The following is a 20358-nucleotide window of genomic DNA, read 5'->3' as shown; positions in this document are numbered from 1 at the left end:
GCCCCCGGTAGCCACGCCTTGCCTGGCAGGCCATAGCCTATGGCTATGAGTGCGCTGCCCGATCTCGACTCGCTGAAGCTGCTGGTCGACGTCGGCGAGCTGGGCAGCCTGGGCCAGGCGGCCAAACGGGCGGGCATCGCGCAGCCGTCGGCCAGCAAGCGCATCGCGCTGCTCGAACGCCGCCTCGGCCTGCCCCTGCTCGAGCGCACGCCGCGCGGCTCGACCCTGACCGCCGAGGGCAAGATGGTGGTCAACTGGGCCGCCCAGGTCCTGGCCGCCGCCGACGAGCTGATGCGCGCCGCGCAAGCCGTACGGCAGAGCGGCGCGGTGCACCTGAAGGTGGCCTCCAGCATGACCGTGGCCGAGTATCTGGTGCCGCGCTGGCTCGGCGAGCTGCAGAACCGGGAGCCCGAGATGCAGGTCGGCCTGGACGTGGTCAACTCCACCGACGTCGCGGCCCGGGTGCTGGCGGGCGAGGTGGAGTTGGGCTTCGTCGAGGGCCCGCACGTCCCCGAGGGGCTGGCCAGCCGGGTCGTGGGCACCGACCGGCTGGTCGTGGTGGTGGCGCCCGGCCATCCGTGGGCGCGCCGCCGTACCTTGCTGCGCGGGGCGGAGCTGGCCGCCACGCCGCTGGTCGTGCGGGAGCCGGGGTCGGGCACGCGCGAGACGCTCGACCTGGCCTTCCACGACCTGCACCGGGCCAGCCCGCGGCTGGAGCTGGGCTCCAACTCGGCGGTCAAGGGCGCCGCCCAGGCGGGTGCCGCCCCCGCGGTGCTCAGCGGTTACGCGGTCGAGGCCGACGTCGCCACGGGACGCCTGGTGGAGGTGCCACTGGCCGGCCTCAACCTGGTACGCAGCCTGCGCGCGGTCTGGCGCCGCGGCCGGCCGCTGACCGCCCCCGCGGCCACGCTCCTGGCGATCGCCTCCCGCCCCTGAATCGCCCGACCCAGACATACGGCGACGCGGGGTCGATTCGGGACTGCCCCTGACATAAGGTCCTGGAATGAGCTCTTACGACGTGGTGATCGCGGGCGGCGGGCACAACGGCCTGGTCGCCGCCGCGTACCTGGCCCGCGCGGGCCGGCGGGTGCTGGTGCTGGAGCGGCTGGACCACGTGGGCGGCCTGGCGATCTCCACGCGGGCCTTCCCCGGTGTGGACGTACGGCTGTCGCGCTACTCCTACCTGGTCAGCTTGCTCCCCACGAAGATCGTCAAGGAGCTGGGTCTCGATCTGGAGCTGCGACGGCGCAGGTACGCCTCCTACACCCCGAAGGGCGACACGGGGCTGCTGGTCGACAACGAGGACGCCGGCCGTACCGCGGAGTCCTTCCGCACCGTGACGGGCGGCGAGGCCGACTACCGCGCCTGGCAGGACTTCTACGACATGACCGCCCAGGTCGCGCGGACCCTGGCGCCCACGCTGCTCGAGCCGCTGCGCCCGGCCAAGGAGATCGAGGCGCTGGTCGGCGCCGAGGCCTGGCGCGACCTGTTCGAGCGGCCCATCGGCGAGGTGGTCGACGAGCGCTTCAGCGACGACACCGTGCGCGGGGTCGTGCTGACCGACTCGCTGATCGGCACGTTCGCCGACCCGGGCGCCGAGCTGCTGGCCAACCGGTGCTTCCTCTACCACGTGATCGGCGACGGCACGGGGGAGTGGAACGTCCCCGTCGGCGGCATGGGCGCCGTGTCCGGGGCCCTGGAGGCGGCGGCTCGCCGGGCGGGCGCCGAGATCAGGACCGGGGCGGAGGTCGTCGGGATCTCGCCCGAGGGGGAGGTCACGTTCGTCGCCGACGGCGGCGAGCACACCGTCAGCGGTGGGCGGGTGCTGGTCAACCTGCCGCCGGCCGTACTGGACCGGGTGCTCGGCAGGACCCCGGAGGTGCCCGAGGGGGCGCAGCTCAAGGTCAACATGGTGCTGAGCAGGCTGCCGCGGCTGAAGGACGCGGCGGTGGACCCGTTCGCGGCCTTCAGCGGCACCTTCCACATCAACGAGGGGCGCGACCAGCTCGCGCGCGCCCACGCCCAGGCGGCGAGCGGGCAGATCCCCGACCTTCCGCCCGCCGAGGTGTACTGCCACTCGCTCACCGACCCGTCCATCCTCGGGCCTGAGCTGCGCGGGCGCGCGGAGACGATGACGCTGTTCGGCCTGCACATGCCCGCCCGCCTTTTCAGGAAGAATCCGGACAAGGCGCGTCAGGAGGCGCTCGAGGCCACGCTGGCCTCGATCAACTCCGTGCTGGCCGAGCCCATCGAGGACTGCCTGCTGAGAACCCCCGACGGCACGCCGTGCATCGAGGCCAAGACGCCCGTCGACCTGGAGAACGAGGCGGGCCTGCCCGGCGGCCACATCTTCCACCGCGACCTGAGCTGGCCGTACGCCGACGAGGGCGGCTGGGGCGTGGAGACCGGGCACGAGCGCATCCTGCTGTGCGGCGCCGGCGCCCGCAGGGGCGGCGGCGTCAGCGGCATCCCCGGCCACAACGCCGCCATGGCGGTCCTCGAGCGCGGGTAAGGAGCGGTTCAGCCGCGGTAGGCGGCCGTGGCGATCTGGACGAACGACCGGATCAGCGGGTTCGCGTCGCTCTCCTTCCACGCCGCCACCACGCGGCTCGGCGGCATGTCGATCAGCGGTACCACGACCAGTTCCCCGGGCGGCTCGTGCCCGAGAACGGTCATCCCGACCGTGCCGTTCCAGAGCACGGCCTGCCGGCACTCCTGGACGGCCCGCACCACCGGACCCTCGCGGGGCTCGCCGCCGTTCCAGTACGACTGCCAGATCGGGTCGGTGCCGTCAGGGAACCTGAACCAGCGCCGGCCGGCCAGGTCGGCCAGCCTCAGCCGATCGCGGCGGGCCAGCGGATCGTCGGCGCGCAGCAGCGCGCCCACCGGGTCGGCGCGCAGCTCGTGCACCGTCAGGCCGGTCTCGTCGAACGGCGCGCGGGTCAGCGCGACGTCGACCAGTCCGGCGCGCAGCCCGCAGGTCGGGTCGGTCAGGTCGGTCTCGCGGATGACGACCTCGACGCCCGGGTGCCTGCGGCGGTACGCGGCGGCCAGCCGCGTCACGCTCCGGTCGGCGCTGTCGCCCAGGAGGCCGACGGTAATGGCCGGGGCGCCGGCCGCCGCGGCCACCCGCACGCGTACCCGGTCGGCCTGGTCGAGCAGGATGCGCGCCTCGTCGAGCAGCGCCGCCCCGGCCGGGGTGAGCGTGACGCCCGCGGCGTTGCGGTGCAGCAGAACGGCGCCGAGGTCGCCCTCCAACTGCTTGATCGCCCGGCTCAGCGGCGGCTGGCTCATGTGCAGCCGGGCGGCGGCCCGGCCGAAGTGGAGTTCCTCGGCGACGGCCACGAAATAGCGCAGCGTGCGTAGCTCCATGACCGGCGACGATACGCCTGCGGTATCGACGGCATCCCATCGGTCTTGGACGGCGGCGGTGCCCGGGAGGTGAAATCGGAGCATGACGGACGAATTGATGACCGACCCCGCCGTGCGGGTTTCCGACGCCCAGGAGATCGCCCCCGGCCTGCTGGTGATCCCGAACCACCGGGTGGCGCTGGTGCCCAACATCGGCATCGTCGCCGGTACGAAGGCCGTACTGGTCGTGGAGACGGGCATCGGCACCGTCAACGCCGAGCAGGTCCTCGCCTTCGCCGCCGACGTGGCCAAGGGCCGCCGGTTGTACCTGACCACGACGCACTTCCATCCCGAGCACGCCTTCGGCGCGCAGGTGTTCGCCGGCCAGGCCACGTACCTGGTCAACCGCGCCCAGGCGGAGGATCTGAAGACGAAGGGGCCGGGCTACCTGGAGATGTTCCGGAGCTTCGGTGGGCCGATCGCCCGCCGCCTCGACGGCGTCCGGGTGCCCACCCCCGATCTGGTCTACGACGACGGGTACGACCTGGACCTCGGGGGCAGGACCGTACGGCTGCGGCCCACCGGCCGGGGCCACACGAAGGGCGACCAGGTGGTCGAGGTGCCGGACGCCGGGGTGCTGTTCACCGGGGATCTCGCCGAGACCGGGCAGTTCGCCATCTTCCCCTGGTTCCCGCCGCACGACACGGACGTCTCCGGCGTGGGCTGGCTGGCGGTGCTGGACCGGCTGGCCGCCGGCGAACCCCGGGTGGTGGTGCCCGGTCACGGTGACCTCGGCGGCCCGCAGGTGCTCGACGGCGTCCGCGACTACCTGCGCGAGCTGCGCGAGGAGACCTGGCGGCGGCGTGACTCCGCGATGGGCGAGGCAGAGATCGTCGCCGAGGTCCGGGCGTTGCTGATCGAGCGGCATCCCGAGTGGGTCGGCCAGGAGTGGATCGAGCGGGGCGTCGGCTGCCTGTGCGCCGAGCACGCCTAGGGGCGTGACAGCAGGTCGGTGGCCACCTCCAGGGCCACCGCCGACCGCTCGCTCTCCGGCACGTCCATCCCGAACAGGAACGGGACACTGCCGATGATCACCGCGAACACCGCCAGGCGGGCCTGGAACTGCTGCTTCGTGCCCGCCTCCGGCGTGCTCATCACCGACAGCATCTTGAGCATGCTCAGCCGCATCCGCTCGCCGGCCGGCATGTCGCGCAACGCCCCCTGGTTGACCTGCGCGAAGGAGAACAGCGGCCGCCACTGGTCGTCCAGCAGCGCCGAGATGCGGCGCAGGATCTCGACCCTGGCCTCGTGCGTGCGCGGCTGCCGCGCGGCCCAGTCCACCAGCTCGTCCATCGAGCTCAGCAGCCCCTCGATCACGCTGGTGAGGATGTCCTCCTTCGTGCGGAAGTGGTAGTAGAGCGCCGGGCGGGTGATCTCCAGCCGCTCGGCGACCTCCTGCAGCGTGGTCCTGTCGTAGCCGCGCTCGGTGAACAGCTCCAGGGCCACCCGCTGGATCCGCTCGCGTGTGTCCGTCCGGCGCCCGGCCATACCGCTCCTCGTGCTTGACATCCTCGGGTCACAATGCTTACTTTCGCGTAAGTAAGCAATGCGATCCGGCTAGTAGGGAGCAAGACTATGGCTCATTCCTTCCCCGTCCAGCGCACGTGCCCGTTCGCTCCGCCGGATGAGTACCGCGACTACCGGGAAGAGGCGCCGCTGGTGCGGGCGAGCCTGCCGGGCGGCGAGGTCTGGCTCGTCACCCGGCACGCCGAGGCGCAGCAGGTGCTGCGTGGCGAAGGGATCAGCACGAACCCGGCCACGCCCGGCCACCCGAACGGCGCGCTGAGCCCGGAGCCGCCCAGCCCCGAGGAACTGGAGGCGATGCGGAAGTTCTCCGTCGGGCAGTTCATCGACCTCGACCCGCCCGAGCACACGCGCTTCCGCAAGCTGCTCATCCCCGAGTTCAGCGTCAGGCGCGTCAGGGACATGCGGCCCGGCATCCAGGAGGTCGTCGACGGGATGATCGACGCCATGCTGGCCAAGGGCTCGCCGGCCGACCTGGTCGAGGACTTCGGGCTGGCCGTGCCGTCGCTGGTCATCTGCCAGCTGCTCGGCGTGCCGTACGAGGACAGGGAGTTCTTCCAGTCCAGGACGCGCGCGCTGCTGTCGGGGGAGGGGTTCCAGGCGGCCTTCGAGATCAGGCAGTACCTCGACGACCTGTTCACCCGCGATCCCGGCGACGACCTGATCGGGCGGCTGTACAAGGGCGGGCAGCTGACCCACGACGAGATCGTCGGCACGGCGTTCCTGCTGCTGGTGGCCGGGCACGAGACGACCGCCAACATGATCCCGCTCGGCGCGCTCAGCCTGCTGCGCCGGCCTGGACAACTGGCCCGGCTGCGCGAGAACCCCGACCTCTGGCCGATGGCCGTCGAGGAACTGCTGCGCTACCACTCCATCGTCGACTGGGTGGCCTTCGACCGGGTCGCCACCGAGGACCAGGAGATCGGCGGTCAGCACGTCAAGAAGGGCGAGGGCATCTACGTGCTCGGCGCCTCCGCCAACCGCGACGAGCGCGTCTTCGAGCGGCCCGACGAGCTCGACGTCGAGCGCGGCGCCCGCCACCACGTGGCCTTCGGGTACGGCGTGCACCAGTGCCTCGGGCAGAACCTGGCCAGGGCGGAGCTGGAGATCGCCTACCGGACCCTGTTCGAGCGCATCCCCGGACTGGGCGTGGAGCAGGCAGATGAGGAGCTGTCGTTCAAATACGACAGTGCCATCTTCGGGCTGAAAGCCCTGCCTGTGACCTTCTAAGTGCGCCTTCACCGAGTTCTCAGAATGGGGCCCTAGCGTGTAGGCATGAGTGAGCCTGCCCGCCTGCTGGTGGTGGACGACGAACCCGCGCTGCGCGAGGCGCTGCAGTCGAGCCTGGAGTTCGAGGGCTACAAGGTCGTCACCGCCAACGACGGTCAGGCGGCGCTGGAAGCGCTGACGCGCGAGCCGTACGACGGCGTCCTGCTGGATGTGATGATGCCGCGCCTGGACGGGCTCACCGCGTGCCGGCGGCTGCGGCAGTCGGGCAACAACGTGCCCGTCCTCATGCTCACCGCCCGCGACGCCGTCGGCGACCGGGTCTCGGGGCTGGACGCCGGGGCGGACGACTACCTGGTCAAGCCGTTCGAGCTGGACGAGCTGCTGGCCCGCGTGCGCGCGCTGCTGCGCCGCGGGGCCCTGTCCGGCCAGGCCGACGAGACCGCGCTCGCCTACGACGACCTGCACATGGACCCGGCCACCCGCGAGGTCACCCGCGGCTCCCGGCACGTGGACCTGACGCGGACCGAGTACCTGCTGCTCGAGCTCTTCCTCACCCACCCGCGCCAGGTGCTGACCAGGGAGCAGATCCTGGGCGAGGTGTGGGGCTTCGACTTCGAGCCCACGTCCAACTCGCTCGACGTGTACGTGATGTACCTGCGGCGCAAGCTCGAGGCGGCAGGGGAGACGCGGCTCATCCACACCGTGCGCGGGGTGGGGTATGTGCTGCGAGCCGCCCCGTGAAGAAGTCCCGCAGCCTCCGCACCCGCCTCACGCTGCTGGTGGCCGCCGCGGTCGCGATCGCGGTGGCGGTCAGCGCGGTGGGGTGCTGGTACCTGGTCTACCGTCAGCTGTCCTGGCAGATCAACGACTCGCTGTGGGAGTCGAAGCCGCCACCGGACCAGGTGCGATATGTGCAGGGCCACTGCTCGCCGAACCCGACGTCCGATGAGTGGTGGCAGCACGGCCCGCCGCTGCGCGAGGCCGTCCAGATCGTTTATCCCGACAAAAGCCGCTGCGTCATGGGCAGCGTGGGCATGAAGGTGTCGGAAAAGGCCAAGGCGGCCGCCCAGGGACCGCGCGACTACAGGGACTTCTACGACGGTGAGGACGACGACGGCCGTCCCATGCGCATCATGGTCGCCAACGTCTTCCCCGACGTCTCCGTCATGGTCGGCAGGCCGCTGCACGAGCTGAACAGCTCGATGCGCAACCTGGCCGTCCTGCTCGCCGGGGTGGCGGCCGGCGGTGTGCTGCTCGCCGCCTGGGCCGGCCTCGTCGTCTCGCGTACGGCGCTGCGGCCCGTGGGCCGGCTCACCAAGGCCGTCGAGCACATCGCGCACACCGAGGACCTCGACACGCGCATCCCCGTCGAGGGCGAGGACGAGATCGCCCGCCTCAGCCAGTCGTTCAACGCGATGACCGCGTCGCTCGCCGGCTCGCGCGACCGCCAGCGGCAGCTCGTCGCCGACGCCGGGCACGAGCTGCGCACCCCGCTGACCACCCTGCGCACCAACATCGACCTGCTGCTGCGCAGCGAGCAGACCGGCAGGCAGCTCGACCCTGGCGCCAAGGAACGCCTGCTGGTCAACGTCAAGGCGCAGTTCGCCGAGCTCAGCTCGCTGGTCGGCGACCTGCTCCAGCTTGCTCGCGGCGACACCGACCACGAGCCGCACGTCGAGCTGGCGCTGCACGACGTGGTCAAGGCCGCCGTCGGGCGGGCCGAGCTGCGCGGCGCCCGGGTGACCACGGATCTCAGCCCCTGGTTCGTGGTGGGCAACGCCGTCTCGTTGGAGCGTGCCGTACTGAACCTCATCGAAAACGCGGCCAAGTTCGGCCCGGGCGGCGAGGTCGAGGTGCGGCTGCGCGAGGGCGTGGTGACCGTGCGCGACCACGGTCCCGGGATCCCGGAGGAGGAGCTGCCGCACGTCTTCGAACGGTTCTGGCGCTCGCCGTCCGCGCGCGGGCTGCCCGGGTCGGGGCTCGGGCTGGCGATCGTGGCGCAGGCCGTGGCGGAGGCGGGCGGCGAGGTCCGGCTGGACAACGCCCCAGGCGGCGGCGTCGTGGCGACGATCAAGCTGCCGGGAAATCTAACCCCCCATTCAGAATCGGCTAAGTCGGGTTAAAGCTCACTCCGTGACCGTGGTGTCATGGAAACAGCTATCAGGACGCGCCTGGTCGAGGTGGTCGTCCCGGTCCACAACGAGCAGCGCGCGCTGGGCCCGAGCATCAGGCGGCTGCACGGCTACCTCACCCGCACCTTCCCCTACGGCTTCCGCATCACGATCGCGGACAACGCCAGCACCGACGACACCTGGAGCCAGGCCACCGAGCTGGCGCGGGAGCTTCCGCAGGTGCGCGCCGTACATCTGGAGAGCAAGGGGCGCGGACGGGCGCTGCGGGCCGTCTGGTCGGCCAGCGAGGCGGACGTCGTCAGCTACATGGACGTCGACCTGTCCACCGACCTGGACGCCTTCCTGCCCCTGGTCGCGCCGCTGCTGTCGGGACACAGCGACCTGGCTATCGGCACCCGGCTGGCCCGCACGGCCCGGGTGGTGCGCGGGCCGAAGCGGGAGTTCATCTCGCGCTCGTACAACCTGCTGCTGAGGTCGCTGCTGGGAGCCCGCTTCTCCGACGCGCAGTGCGGGTTCAAGGCGCTGCGGACCGAGGTCGCCCAGGGGCTGCTGCCCGCTGTCGAGGACGAGCAGTGGTTCTTCGACACCGAGCTGCTGCTCCTGGCCGAACGGCACGGCCTGCGCATCCACGAGGTGCCCGTCGACTGGACCGACGACCCGGACAGCCGGGTCGACATCCTGCGCACCGCGCTGGACGACCTGCGCGGCATGGCGCGGGTCGCCTTCAGCGGCTCTCCTCAGCAGCTGCCGCGCGGCATGGCCAAGCAGTTGCCCCGCTTCGCCGCCGTCGGCGTGATCAGCACCGTGGCCTACCTGCTGCTGTTCTCCTCCCTGTCGAACGTGCTGCCGGTGCTCGTGGCCAACGCCATCGCGCTGCTGACCACCGCCGTGGCCAACACCGCCGCCAACCGGCGCTTCACCTTCGGCGTCACCGGCGCGGCCGGGGCGATGCGGCACCAGGTCGAGGGCCTGATCGCCTTCCTGGTCGGGCTCGTGCTGACCACCGGCGGGCTGGCGATGCTGCCCGACGGCGTGCCGCACAAGGTGGAACTGGTGGCGGTCGTGGTGGCCAACGCGCTTGCCACGCTGGTGCGCTTCCTGCTGCTGCGCGTGTGGGTGTTCAACCCCAAGCGGAGGGTGTCCCGATGACCAGGCGTCTGTCGTTGTGGGGTGTCCTCGCGGCCGCGGCCGTGCTGTACACCTGGGCGCTGTCCGGATACGCCAACGAGTACTACGCGGCCGCGATCCTGTCGGGGACGCAGAGCTGGAAGGCCTGGTTCTTCGGCGCGCTCGACTCGGGCTCGTTCATCACCGTGGACAAGCCGCCGCTCGCGCTGATGGTGATGGGGCTGTCGGCGCGGATCTTCGGCTTCTCGACGTGGAGCATGCTGCTCCCGCAGGCCCTGGCGGGCGTCGCCGCGGTGGGGCTGGTCTACTCGGCCGTCCGGCGCAACACCTGCGAATATCTCGGTGTACGGCGGGCCGAGGCGGCGGCGTTGACCGCGGCGGTCGTGATGACGTTGACGCCCATCACGGTCGCCATCAACCGCGACAACAACCCGGACACGCTCCTGGTGTTCCTGCTGGTGCTGGCGGCCTGGCTCTGCCTGGAGTCGTTGCGGACCGGGCGGCTGCGGTGGCTGCCGCTGTCGGCGCTGTCCGTCGGGCTGGCGTTCAACACCAAGATGCTGCAGGCCTACCTCGTGGTGCCCGCCTTCGCCCTGGCGTACCTGGTCTGCGCCAGGACCTCGCTCTGGCGCCGCGTGGGGCACCTGCTCGCGGCCGGGGCGGTGCTGGTCGCCTCGAGCGCGTGGTGGATGGTGATCGCCGACCTGTGGCCGGCGTCGTCCCGGCCGTACATCGGCGGGTCGACGGACAACTCCGTGTGGGACCTCGTGATCGGGTACAACGGGCTCGGCCGGATCTTCGGCCAGGGCGGGTTCGGTGGCGGCGGTGGTGGCGCGTCCTTCGGCGGGGAGTCGGGGGCCGGGCGGCTGTTCAACGACACCATGGCCGGGCAGATCTCCTGGCTGCTGCCGTTCTGCGCGCTGTCCCTGGTCTTCGCCTTCGTCACCTGGCTGCGGTCCCGCCGGACGTCGGCCCCCGCGTGGCTGGTGTGGGGTGGGTGGCTGGTCGTCCACTTCGTGGTGTTCAGCTTCTCCAGCGGGACCTTCCATCCGTACTACACGACCGCGATGGCACCGGCCGTGGCGGCGATCACCGGGATGGGCGGGGTCATGATGTGGCAGGCCTACCGGGAGTCGCGGGCCTGGGCGTGGGTGCTGCCCGTCGGGGTTGTCGTCACCGGCGCCTGGTCGTTCGCGGTGCTCCGCCGTACGCCCGAGTTCGTGCCGTGGCTGGCGTGGGTGGTCCTGGCGGCGACCGTCGTGGCGGTGCTCGGGCTCGTCCTGGCGCGGGTGCGGTGGCGGGCGATGGCACTCGGCGCGCTGGTCGCGACGCTGGTCGCCGGGCTCGCGGGACCGGCCGCCTACGCGGTCACGCCCCTGTCCTCCCAGGTCAACGGCACTAACCCGCTGGCGGGGCCGGTGACGGACAGGATGGGCTTCGGCGGGCCCGGCGGCTTCCGCGGCCAGCCCCCACCCGGTGTCACGGCCTCCTTCCCCAGTCAGCCTCCTGAGGGGCAGTCCGCGACGGGGCGATTCCGCGGGCGCATGGGCGGGCCAGGCGGGCAGGTGAGCGAGTCGACGGTCTCCTACCTGAAGGCGCACAGAGGGGGAGCGACCTGGCTGGTCGCGGTCAGCAGCGCCCAGCAGGCCTCCTCGATCATTCTGAGCACCGGACAGCCGGTCATCGCGATGGGCGGCTTCACGGGCAGCGACCCCGCCATGACCGTGACCAGGCTGAAGCAGCTCGTCGGGAACGGCGAACTGCGCTACGTCCTCACCGGCGACGACCGCGGCGGACCCGGACGCGGCAACACCGAGGTGACCGACTGGGTCAAGGCCAACTGCACCGCCGTACAGGGCCAGGACGGCCTCTACGACTGCGCGGGCTGACCCGCCGCCGGCCGGGCGGGGAACGAGAGGTACGCCCGGCCCGGCGGTGACTGTGACCTTGACACGGCGTGCAAGTGGTCGTTCAATCGCGGATGACAACGTTGTCTACCCTTACGGGCCCGCCGACCGCGGACAGGGCGGGCCTGCTTCAACGCGAGCCCCTCACGGAGGAGCCTTGTCACGTTTACCCGGGTTAGCGGTGCTGACCGCGGCCGCCCTCGTGATCCCCACTCCTGTCCAGGCCAAGGCAGCACCCGACTTGGCCGGATATGTCAACACGTTCATGGGCACCCAGGACGGTGGCCCCGACTTCGGGCATGGCGGTGGAGCCGGGATGAACTTCCCCGGCGCGGCCGTGCCGTTCGGCATGATGCAGTGGAGCCCTGACACGGTGCGCGGCTCAGGCGGCGGCTACAAGTACGAGGACAACCGGCTGCGCGGGCTGTCGCTCACGCACATCTCGGGCCCCGGCTGCCAGGGCGCCGAGGACTTCCCCGTCATCCCGATCTCCGGCACGATCGGCCGCTCGCCGGCCACCCACGGCGAGGACTACGTCCAGACCTTCAAGCACGAGAACGAGAGCACCTCTCCCGGCCGCTACGCGGTCACGCTGGACAGCGCTGTCAAGGCGGAGACCACGGCCACGGCCCGAGCCGGCGTGGGTCGCTTCACCGGGCCAACGGGCAAACCGCTGACGCTGCTGCTCAACGTCACCGGCTCGGTCAACGGCGTGGACGACGCCGAGGCGAAGATCAGCGGCAACACCGTCAGCGGCTGGGCCAGGACCGGCGGCTTCTGCGGCACCGAGAACAAGTACTACGTCTACTTCCACGCCACCTTCGACCGCCCGATCCGGGCGTACGGCACGTGGAAGAACGACTCGGTCGCCCCCGGGGACGCCCAGGTCACGGGGAGGTCCGATGCCAAGGTCGCGCCCTCGGTCAAGACGCACGGCCTGGTCAACGCCCCGACCCCGCCGGGCAAGGACGGCAGACCCGCCACGGAACCCTCGCTGGCGCCGCAGAGCAACGCCCTGTCGGCGCCCACCCGGGACGTGATCGTCAAGGGCCCGGGCTCCGGCGTCTACCTGCAGTTCGACGGCGGCACCGCGGTGCAGATGCGCACCGGCCTGTCCTACGTCAGCCTCGACGGCGCCAAGAAGAACCTGGCCGGCGAGGTCGGCTCGAAGGGCTACGACCGCGTGGCCACCGACGCCCGCGCCGCGTGGAACGCCCGGTTCGGCCAGATCCAGGTCACCGGCGGCGACGAGACGCGCATGCGCACCTTCTACAGCAGCCTGTACCACGCGCTGCTGCAGCCGTACGTGTTCGACGACGTGGACGGGACCTACACGGGCTTCGACTACCGCACCCACCAGGTGCGCAGGGGCCACCACCAGTACGCCACGTTCTCCGGCTGGGACGTCTACCGCAGCGAGATGCAGCTCATCGCGCTGCTCGCCCCGGACGTGGCCAGTGACATCGCCCAGTCCATGTACGACGACGCGCACCAGATCGGCGACGTCTGGGACCGCTGGTCGCACCAGAACACCATCACCGGTGTGATGAACGGCGACCCGTACCACTCCATCATCGCCAGCGTGTACGCCATGGGCGCCCGCGACTTCGACGCCAAGGCCGCCCTGGCCGCCATGGTCAAGGGAGCCAAACGCGTCGGCGAGGACCCCGGCACCGGCTACACCGAGCGCCCGGGCAACGCCGCCTACCTGAGGAACGGCTACGTGCCCGCCGACCCTTCGACCACGCTCGAGTACGGCATAGCCGACTTCGGCATCGCGCAACTGGCCGAGCGCCTCGGCGACACCGCCACCAGGGACGAGTTCATGAAGCGCGCCCAGGCGTGGCAGTCCACGTTCAACCCGGCCAACGGCTGGATCCAGCCCCGCTTCGGCGACGGCTCGTTCCTGCCGAACTTCGACCCGGCCAGCCCCAGCTGGTATGTCGAGGGGAACGGCGCCCAGTACCACTGGCTGGTGCCGTTCAACCCGCGCGGCCTGTTCGACGCGATGGGCGGCGACGACAAGGCGGTGGCCAGGCTCGACACGTTCTTCACCGAGCTGAACGCGGGCCCCAACAAGCCCTACGCCTACCTGGGCAACGAGCCCTCGCTGCTGTCACCGTGGCTGTACGCCTACGCCGGGCGAGCCTACAAGACCCAGGACATCGTGGCCCGGGCACGCAAGGAGCTGTTCAAGCCCACCCCGGACGGCCTGACCGGCAACGACGACCTCGGCACGATGGGCGCCTGGTACGTCTGGGCCTCGATGGGCATCTATCCGGCGATCCCCGGCAGGGCGGAGCTCATCCTCAACAGCCCGGCCTTCGAGAAGATCACCGTCACCAGGTCCAACGGCAAGACCATCACCATCAACGCCCCCGGTGCCTCCGACACCAACCGATACATCCAGACCTTGACCGTCAACGGCGCCGCGACCTCGAAGGCGTGGTTGCTCGAGGGCTTCGCGGGCAGGCTCGACCTCACCATGGGCGCCCAGCCGAACACCGAGTTCGGCAAGGAGCCCCCGCCCAGCTTCCAGGCAGGCCAGAAGCCGTACCTGGTCAGCCTCGACCCCGGCGGCGCCCCTGTCGAGCCGGGCGGATCGGTCACCGCCACGCTCAGCGTCCAGGCGGTCGGCAAGGGCGGCACGCTCCAGTGGACCGCCAAGCCGCCGACCGGCATCACCGTCACCCCGGCGACCGGGACGGTCGACGTGCCCGACTACGGCCTCGGCAAGGTCCAGGTCACGGTGTCGGTGGCGGCCGACGCGGCCACCGGGTTCGTCTCCGTACCGTTCGAGGTCTCCGGCGTCACCGCGGGCATCCGGCTCAACGTCGCCAAGAAGGGGACCATCCAGTGGTACCAGAACAACTCCGGCGTCGGTGACGACGCCGAGGCGGGGCTGGCGAACTTCGACGGCGGCGGCTGGAGCTACTCCGCCCAGGCCCTCGCCGCGGCCGGACTCAAGCCCGGCGCGAGCGTCACCTGGAAGGGCCACACCTTCACCTGGCCCGACCGCAAACCCGGCGAGTGGGACAACGTCCAGGCCAACGGCCAGACCATCGAACTCGCCCCGACGGCCGCCAAGTCCCTCGCCTTCCTCGGCGCCGGGGGCAGCGGCGACATCCAGACCAAGGTCACCATCACCTACACGGACGGGACGACCCAGGACGCCACCCTCGGCCTCAGCGACTGGGCGCTGGCGCGCGACGCCTACCCGCCCCGCTTCGGCAACGAGATCATCGCCAAGACCCCGTACCGGCTCGACGCGGGCGGCGGCAAACAGGAGATCAACGTCTACATCTTCGCCACGGCCCCGATCCAGCTCGACTCCACCAAACAACTCAAATCCCTGACCCTGGCCGCCCCCACCGGCCGCGCCACGGCCCACCTCTTCGCCTGGAGCCTCATCTGAGAACACCTCGCCGCACAGAGGTCCGCCCTCTGTGCGGCGAGATCTTGCTCCTGTACGGCGAGGCCGCCCCACCGCCACCCGCCGCACTCCGGCCGGGCCCTGTCCAGGAAGACGCTCCTCCGGCGACGCGCATGCACCGCCGCTACGACGTCGCGTGCTCCGGGCACCCAGGTCTCCGGCCTCCCACCACACAGGGCGCCGACCTCCGTGCGGCGGGCGGCCGGTGGCGGCGGCCCGCCGTACATCAGAGGTCTCATTCACGCAGAGAAGAGAGACACTGGGTTGACAACGATGTCATTGGGACTCTTGATGGATCTATGCTCCTCGAAGCCCGCGGGATCGTGAAGAGCTACGGACACGTCGAGGCGTTGCGAGGCGCCGACTTCTCGCTGCCGTCCGGCGAGGTCGTGGCCCTGATCGGCGACAACGGGGCGGGCAAGTCCACGCTCGCGAAGATCATGTCGGGGGTCGAACAGCCGGACGCGGGCGAGATCCTCCTGGACGGCAGGCCGGTGTCGTTCGGCTCGGTGGAGGAGGCGCGCGAGGCCGGCATCGAGACCGTCTACCAGGACCTGGCGCTCTGCGCCGACCTGACCCCGGCCGCCAACTTCTTCCTCGGCCGCGAGGTGCTCAAGCCGGGCATCCTCGGCGCGCTCGGCTTCCTGGACAACGCTGTCATGCGCAGCCGCACCCGCGAGGCCTGCGAGCGGCTGGGCGTCCAGCTGAAGTCCCAGAGCGCCCCCGTCTCGACCCTGTCCGGCGGGCAGCGCCAGGGCGTGGCCGTGGCACGGGCGGTGACCTGGGCGGAGCGGGTCGTGTTCATGGACGAGCCCACCGCCGCGCTCGGCGTGCTGCAGACCCAGCGGGTGCTCGACCTGATCCGCGGCGTCCGCGACGCGGGCGTGGCGGTCGTGCTCATCAGCCACAACATGCAGGACGTCAAGGCGGTCTCCGACCGGGTCGAGGTGCTGCGGCTCGGACGCCGGGTGGCCCGCTTCGCCACCGCGGACGCGTCGATGGAAGACCTGGTCGCCGCCATGACCGGAGCACGGGAACAGGAGAACGGCACGTGAAGGTGCTCCAGCCCCAAGCCCGGTTACGCGACCTCCAGGTGGTGTGGATCGGGCTCGTGCTCCTCATCCTGCTGGTGGTCTTCTCGGCGCTCAGGCCGGGCAGCTTCGCCACCGCGTTCAACCTGCTCAACCTGGTCAGCGACGCCGCCATCTTGTCGCTGCTCGCCACCGGCATGACGTATGTGATCATCACGGCGGGCATCGACCTGTCCGTCGGCGGCGTGCTCGTCTTCTCCGCGGTGGCGGCCACCGAGGTCATGGACGCCACCGGGTCCCTGCTGCTCGGCGCGGCGGCAGCCGTACTGACCGGGCTGGCCTGGGGACTGCTGAACGGCGTGCTGGTCGCGCGCGGCCGGATACCCGCGCTGATCGTGACGCTGGGCACGCTCGGCATGTCGCTAGGCGGCGCGCTGCTGCTGACCGGCGGCGTCGACCTGCGCGCGCCCAGCGACCTCAACCTCGGCCTGGGGCTGGACCGCTGGCTGGGCGTGCCGCAGATCGTGTGGATCTGCGGGGCGGTCACCGCCGTGCTCGGCGTCGCGCTCGCCCGCACCCGCTTCGGCCGCCACACCTACGCGATCGGCTCCAACGCCGAGGCGGCCCGCCGCAGCGGCGTGGCCGTCAGTACCCACCTGATCAAGGTGTACGGCCTGGCGGGGCTGCTGGCCGGGTTCGCGGGATACCTGTCGCTGGCCAAGTACGGCATCACCGGCGTATCCGCGCACTCCACCGACAACCTGCAGGCCATCGCCGCCGTCGTGATCGGCGGCACGTCCCTGTTCGGCGGCGTGGGAACCGTGGTGGGCACCGTCATCGGCGTGTTCATCCCGGCGGTGCTGCAGAACGGGTTCCAGATCCTCGGGGTCAAGCCGTTCTGGCAGCAGGTCGTGGTCGGCGCCGTGCTCGTCGCCGCCGTCTACGCCGACCAGCGGCAGCGCAGCAGACGCGAACGATGAGGAGGCACCACACATGCGCAAGGCTCTGGCAGCCGGAACGCTGCTGCTGTTTCTCGCCGCCTGTTCCGGCGGCGGCAGTGGCCAGATCAAGGTCACGCTGGTCCAGGGGCTGGCGGGCGAGGAGTTCTACGAGACGATGGCCTGCGGCGCCAAGGCCAAGGCCAAGGAACTGGGCGTCCAGCTCGACGTGCAGGGGCCGCAGAAGTTCGACCCGACACTGCAGACGCCGATCGTGAACTCGGTGACCGCGAGCAAGCCGGACGCCATGCTCATCGCCCCCACCGACGTCAAGGCCATGATCGCGCCGCTCACCCAGGCCAAACAGCAGGGCATCAAGATCATCCTGGTGGACACCGTGGTGGACGACCCGTCGATCGGGCTGTCGCGCATCAGCACCGACAACGAGAAGGGCGGCGCGGCGGCCGCCAAGGCACTGGCCGAGCAGATCGGCGACAAGGGCAAGGCCCTGGTCATCTCCACCGACCCCGGCGTGAGCACGGTCGACGCCCGCATCAAGGGCTTCGAGCAGGAGATCAAGGCCAGCCACCCGAACATCTCCTACGTGGGCGTCCAGTACTCCCACAACGACGTGGGCGAGGCCTCCAGGATCGTGAACGCGGCCCTGGCCAAGGACCCGGACCTGGCGGGCGTCTTCGCCACCAACCTCAACTCCGCCACCGGCGCGGGCACCGCGCTGCAGCAGGCGGGCAAGCTCGGCCAGGTCAAGATGGTCGGCTTCGACGCGGGCCCGGCCCAGGTCAAGCAGCTCAAGGACGGTGTCGTCCAGGCGCTGATCGCCCAGCTGCCCGGCGACATCGGCGCCAAGGGCGTCGAGCAGGCCGTCAACGCGGTCAAGGGGCAGCAGGTCACCCCGTCGATCCCCACCGACGCCACCATTGTCACCAAGGACAACGTGGACAAGCCGGAGGTGCAGAAGGTGCTCTACAAGGCCGGCTGCTGACCGATCGCCCGCGAGTCCCTCGTCGAGGGACTCGCGGACACGGAGCCACGTCGAGTGGTCAGGCTGAGCGTTGCGTGGTGAGGGCGGCCGCCACGCCTGCCCGGGAGGAGACGCCGAGCTTGGCGAAGATCCGGGTCAGGGCCGCCTCGATGGTGCGGGGGCTGAGGTAGAGGCGGTGGGCGATCTGCTTGTTGGTCAGTCCGGCTCTGACCAGGTGGGTGATCTGGAGTTCTCTCGGGTCGAGCGGCACGGCCGTGCCCGTCCTGCGCAGTTCCCTGGCCGCCGCCTCGATGAGCGTCCTGGCGCCGCTCGCGGCGGCCAGGGCCCTGCCGTACTCCAGCTCCCTGCGCGCCGTCCCCGCCTCGCCGGCGTCGGCCAGCGCCGACCCAGCCAGGATCCGCGCCCACGCGGCATACGGCACGTCCCCGCGCCGCTCGAAGGACTCGGCCGCCTCCACCGCGACCCTGGCGGCCCACCACGGCGCCGCCCCCTTCAACGCGCAGGCCCTGGCGAACTCCGCCAGATCCACCTGCCTCCCCACCCCTGACCGCCTGGCCAGCTGCACCGCCTGCCCGGCCGCCGTCTCGGCCTGAGCAGCCCGCCCCAGTACGCCGGCGGTATCCGCGGCGCCTGACCGGGCGGCCGCGGCCTGGGCTTCCGCCAGTACGGTGAGCCAGTCCACCCGGTGCAGCATGCAGAAGCCGGGCAGTTCCGGACCGCCTCCCCAGGCCATCAGGAGGTCGGCGCAGCCCGCGGGGTCGCCCATGAGCCGCCTGGTCAGCGCGACCATGCCGATGGCCAGCGACGCGGGCAGGCTGCGGCGCCCCCTGGCCGCTTCGACCGCCTCTTCCGCCAGGGCCGCGGCGGCCGCCGCCTCGCCCTTCCAGGCGAGCGCCTGCGCCCGCCCGGCCAGCGCGATGCACACCAGATCCGGGCTCCCTGTCTCCCTCGCGGCCTCCAGCGCCTCGGCGAACGCGCTCGCGGCCTCCTCCATCTGTCCGAGCCGCAGCCCCGCCAGCCCGGCGAAGTACCGGATGTGGCTGACCAGGTGCCGCTGCCCCGTGCGCCGCGCGAGCTCTCCCGCGCGTCGTAGCAGCTCGTCGGCGTCGTCCATCCGTCCGAGCACCAGCGCCGCGACCCCGGTCCATAACCACGCCCCCACCCGCGTGGAACCGGCTCCCTCCCTGGTGAGGAGGGCGGCGGCTTCCACGGCGTGGGCGAGGGTGGTGGAGGTGATGGTGGCGTGGGCGGCGTCGTCCAGGGCGCGCAGGGCCAGGGCCGAGGCCAGCAGGCCGGGGTCCGGCTGGGAGCGGGCCGCTGCGAGGGCGGCGTCGTCCAGGGGCCAGGGGGTGCAGGGGAGGTCGCCCATGAGGTGGGCGACGGCCGCCTCGACGCGCAGGGGGAGGGTGGGATCGGGTTCCGCCGCCAGGAGGGCGAGGGCTTCGGCGTGGCGGCCGAGGAGACGTTCCACCATGGCGCAGCCTTCGACGGCCTCGGCACGCAGCGGGCCAGGGGGGAGGACGCCGATCGTGCGGTGCAGGCGGTCGCGGGCCTCACGGAGGCGCCCGGTGGCGGCCAGGCCCGCGGCCAGCCGTACCTCGCGTGCGGGGTCGGGCGCGATGCGGATGGCCGCCTCCAGCAGGCGCACCGCCGGCGCGGGGTCGGCGTCGGCGGCGGCCTCGGTCAGGATGGCGGCCGCCCGGATGTCACCCGCGGCGGCGGTCCGCTCGACGTGCGGGGCCAGCACGTGCGCGGGCGCGCCCCGCTCTTCCAGTACGGCGAGCGCCCGCACGTGCGCGCCGAACCGCCACCCGGGTCCGCACCTGTCGTACAGGGCTTCCCGCACCAGGGGATGCCGGTGAACCAGCACCTCCTCGCCGGACGCCGGGTCGCGGGGGGCCGGCCGTACCAGGGACTCGTGGAGGAGGGTCGTGAGGGCGGCGCGGGTCGCGGGCAGGGGGACGTCGGCGATCTCGGCGAGCAACGGGGCGTCGAAACGGTCGCCGGCGACCGCGGCCGCATGCAGGACGCGCAGTTCGACAGGGGACAGGGTGGCCAGTTCGGGCTCGACGGCCGCGCGCGCGTCGCCGCCGTCGTGGAGGATGCGCAGGTAGAGGGGCACGCCGAGAGCTCGCGCGTGGGCCGCGGCGTCGCAGCCCATGGTGAGCGCGTCGGCGACGGTCAGCGGCTCCAGGTCCAGGCGCTCGCCGGGGAGCGCCCCGTCGCGGTGGACCAGCAGGAGCCGGCAGGGCGGGTCGCGCGACAAGTCGTCGAGCAGCGCGAGGGACGGATCGTCGGCCAGGTGCAGGTCGTCGAGGGCGAGCAGCGTCCGCCCCGCCAGGACCTGGCGCAGCCAGGCCGCCGCCTCCTCGATGCCCGTCCGCCGCCCGGCGTCCAACGGGGTGCGCCGCCCCTGGGGCAGCGCGTCGAGGAACACCCCGTACGGCACGCCCCGCTCGGCCGCGCACCCGCCGCCGCGGAAGACCGTGTATCCGTCGCACACGGCCTGCTCGCACGCCGCCCGCAGCAGCGTCGTCTTGCCGATCCCCGGCTCGCCCGCCAGTACCGCCACCCGGGCACGCCGCACGTAGGCGAGCTGCCGCTCGCGTCCGATCAGCATC

General features: G+C 71.7%; 15 protein-coding genes. 12 read left to right on the top strand and 3 right to left on the bottom strand.

Annotated features, from left to right (window positions below; translation table 11 throughout):
* Positions 1–45: 45 nt before the first annotated feature.
* A complete protein-coding gene (locus KIK09_RS15310; protein WP_214319870.1) occupies positions 46–936 on the top strand; it encodes a LysR family transcriptional regulator in 891 nt (296 codons plus the stop codon).
* Positions 937–1003: 67 nt separating this feature from the next.
* Positions 1004–2512 carry a phytoene desaturase family protein gene (locus KIK09_RS15305; RefSeq protein ID WP_214319869.1) on the top strand — a complete coding sequence of 503 codons (1509 nt, stop codon included), beginning with the start codon at positions 1004–1006 and terminating at the stop codon, positions 2510–2512.
* 8 nt (positions 2513–2520) lie between these two features.
* On the opposite strand, the gene KIK09_RS15300 is transcribed toward KIK09_RS15305, so the two are convergent.
* Entirely contained in the window at positions 2521–3372 is an 852-nt protein-coding gene (locus KIK09_RS15300; RefSeq protein ID WP_214319868.1) for a LysR family transcriptional regulator, read from the bottom strand.
* 82 nt (positions 3373–3454) lie between these two features.
* Between KIK09_RS15300 and KIK09_RS15295 the strand changes: the two genes are divergently transcribed.
* Positions 3455–4345 carry an MBL fold metallo-hydrolase gene (locus KIK09_RS15295; protein ID WP_214319867.1) on the top strand — a complete coding sequence of 297 codons (891 nt, stop codon included), beginning with the start codon at positions 3455–3457 and terminating at the stop codon, positions 4343–4345.
* Here the strand turns inward: KIK09_RS15295 and KIK09_RS15290 are convergent.
* The gene (locus tag KIK09_RS15290) at positions 4342–4899 is read right to left on the bottom strand and encodes a TetR/AcrR family transcriptional regulator (protein ID WP_214319866.1); all 558 of its coding nucleotides are present in this window, start codon (positions 4897–4899) and stop codon (positions 4342–4344) included. The two genes, KIK09_RS15295 and KIK09_RS15290, sit on opposite strands and share 4 nt — an antisense overlap.
* Before the next feature lie 87 nt (positions 4900–4986).
* On the opposite strand from KIK09_RS15290, the gene KIK09_RS15285 reads away from it, so the two are divergent.
* The 9 genes from KIK09_RS15285 (at position 4987) to KIK09_RS15245 (ending at position 17737) form a co-directional block, all read left to right on the top strand.
* The gene (locus tag KIK09_RS15285) at positions 4987–6165 is read left to right on the top strand and encodes a cytochrome P450 (protein WP_214319865.1); all 1179 of its coding nucleotides are present in this window, start codon (positions 4987–4989) and stop codon (positions 6163–6165) included.
* Positions 6166–6210: 45 nt separating this feature from the next.
* On the top strand, positions 6211–6906 hold the full coding sequence (locus KIK09_RS15280; RefSeq protein WP_214319864.1) for a response regulator transcription factor: 696 nt from the start codon (positions 6211–6213) through the stop codon (positions 6904–6906).
* Positions 6903–8288 (top strand): sensor histidine kinase, encoded by a 1386-nt coding sequence (locus KIK09_RS15275; protein ID WP_308164106.1) that lies wholly within the window; start codon positions 6903–6905, stop codon positions 8286–8288. Before KIK09_RS15280 ends, KIK09_RS15275 begins: the two co-directional genes overlap by 4 nt.
* Positions 8289–8312: 24 nt before the next feature.
* Positions 8313–9446: a bifunctional glycosyltransferase family 2/GtrA family protein gene (locus KIK09_RS15270; protein WP_214319863.1), complete on the top strand. Its 1134-nt coding sequence runs from the start codon at positions 8313–8315 to the stop codon at positions 9444–9446.
* Positions 9443–11314, top strand: coding sequence for an ArnT family glycosyltransferase (locus tag KIK09_RS15265; RefSeq protein WP_214319862.1), 1872 nt, complete (start codon positions 9443–9445; stop codon positions 11312–11314). The genes KIK09_RS15270 and KIK09_RS15265 overlap by 4 nt, the downstream gene beginning before the upstream one ends.
* A gap of 175 nt (positions 11315–11489) precedes the next feature.
* A complete protein-coding gene (locus KIK09_RS15260; protein ID WP_250573190.1) occupies positions 11490–14747 on the top strand; it encodes a GH92 family glycosyl hydrolase in 3258 nt (1085 codons plus the stop codon).
* Between the two features lie 317 nt (positions 14748–15064).
* Positions 15065–15820, top strand: a complete 756-nt coding sequence (locus KIK09_RS15255; RefSeq protein ID WP_214319861.1) for an ATP-binding cassette domain-containing protein — start codon at positions 15065–15067, stop codon at positions 15818–15820.
* Positions 15817–16776 carry an ABC transporter permease gene (locus KIK09_RS15250; RefSeq protein WP_214319860.1) on the top strand — a complete coding sequence of 320 codons (960 nt, stop codon included), beginning with the start codon at positions 15817–15819 and terminating at the stop codon, positions 16774–16776. The genes KIK09_RS15255 and KIK09_RS15250 overlap by 4 nt, the downstream gene beginning before the upstream one ends.
* Before the next feature lie 13 nt (positions 16777–16789).
* A complete protein-coding gene (locus KIK09_RS15245; RefSeq protein ID WP_214319859.1) occupies positions 16790–17737 on the top strand; it encodes an ABC transporter substrate-binding protein in 948 nt (315 codons plus the stop codon).
* A gap of 58 nt (positions 17738–17795) precedes the next feature.
* Here KIK09_RS15245 and KIK09_RS15240 read toward each other — a convergent pair whose 3' ends face one another.
* A complete protein-coding gene (locus tag KIK09_RS15240) occupies positions 17796–20357 on the bottom strand; it encodes a helix-turn-helix transcriptional regulator (protein ID WP_214319858.1) in 2562 nt (853 codons plus the stop codon).
* Position 20358: the final 1 nt, after the last annotated feature.

Origin of the sequence: Nonomuraea sediminis, from assembly GCF_018531495.1 — a bacterium.
In the GTDB taxonomy this organism is placed as follows: domain Bacteria; phylum Actinomycetota; class Actinomycetes; order Streptosporangiales; family Streptosporangiaceae; genus Nonomuraea; species Nonomuraea sediminis.
This window is presented reverse-complemented; position numbering and strand designations above follow the sequence as displayed.

Coding starts and splice junctions, on each gene's coding strand:
- KIK09_RS15265 (WP_214319862.1), top strand. CDS start 9,443: ATGACCAGGCGTCTGTCGTTGTGGGGTGTCCTCGCGGCCGCGGCCGTG.
- KIK09_RS15290 (WP_214319866.1), bottom strand. CDS start 4,899: ATGGCCGGGCGCCGGACGGACACACGCGAGCGGATCCAGCGGGTGGCC.
- KIK09_RS15305 (WP_214319869.1), top strand. CDS start 1,004: ATGAGCTCTTACGACGTGGTGATCGCGGGCGGCGGGCACAACGGCCTG.
- KIK09_RS15310 (WP_214319870.1), top strand. CDS start 46: ATGAGTGCGCTGCCCGATCTCGACTCGCTGAAGCTGCTGGTCGACGTC.
- KIK09_RS15295 (WP_214319867.1), top strand. CDS start 3,455: ATGACGGACGAATTGATGACCGACCCCGCCGTGCGGGTTTCCGACGCC.
- KIK09_RS15240 (WP_214319858.1), bottom strand. CDS start 20,357: ATGCTGATCGGACGCGAGCGGCAGCTCGCCTACGTGCGGCGTGCCCGG.
- KIK09_RS15270 (WP_214319863.1), top strand. CDS start 8,313: ATGGAAACAGCTATCAGGACGCGCCTGGTCGAGGTGGTCGTCCCGGTC.
- KIK09_RS15280 (WP_214319864.1), top strand. CDS start 6,211: ATGAGTGAGCCTGCCCGCCTGCTGGTGGTGGACGACGAACCCGCGCTG.
- KIK09_RS15300 (WP_214319868.1), bottom strand. CDS start 3,372: ATGGAGCTACGCACGCTGCGCTATTTCGTGGCCGTCGCCGAGGAACTC.
- KIK09_RS15285 (WP_214319865.1), top strand. CDS start 4,987: ATGGCTCATTCCTTCCCCGTCCAGCGCACGTGCCCGTTCGCTCCGCCG.
- KIK09_RS15255 (WP_214319861.1), top strand. CDS start 15,065: ATGCTCCTCGAAGCCCGCGGGATCGTGAAGAGCTACGGACACGTCGAG.
- KIK09_RS15245 (WP_214319859.1), top strand. CDS start 16,790: ATGCGCAAGGCTCTGGCAGCCGGAACGCTGCTGCTGTTTCTCGCCGCC.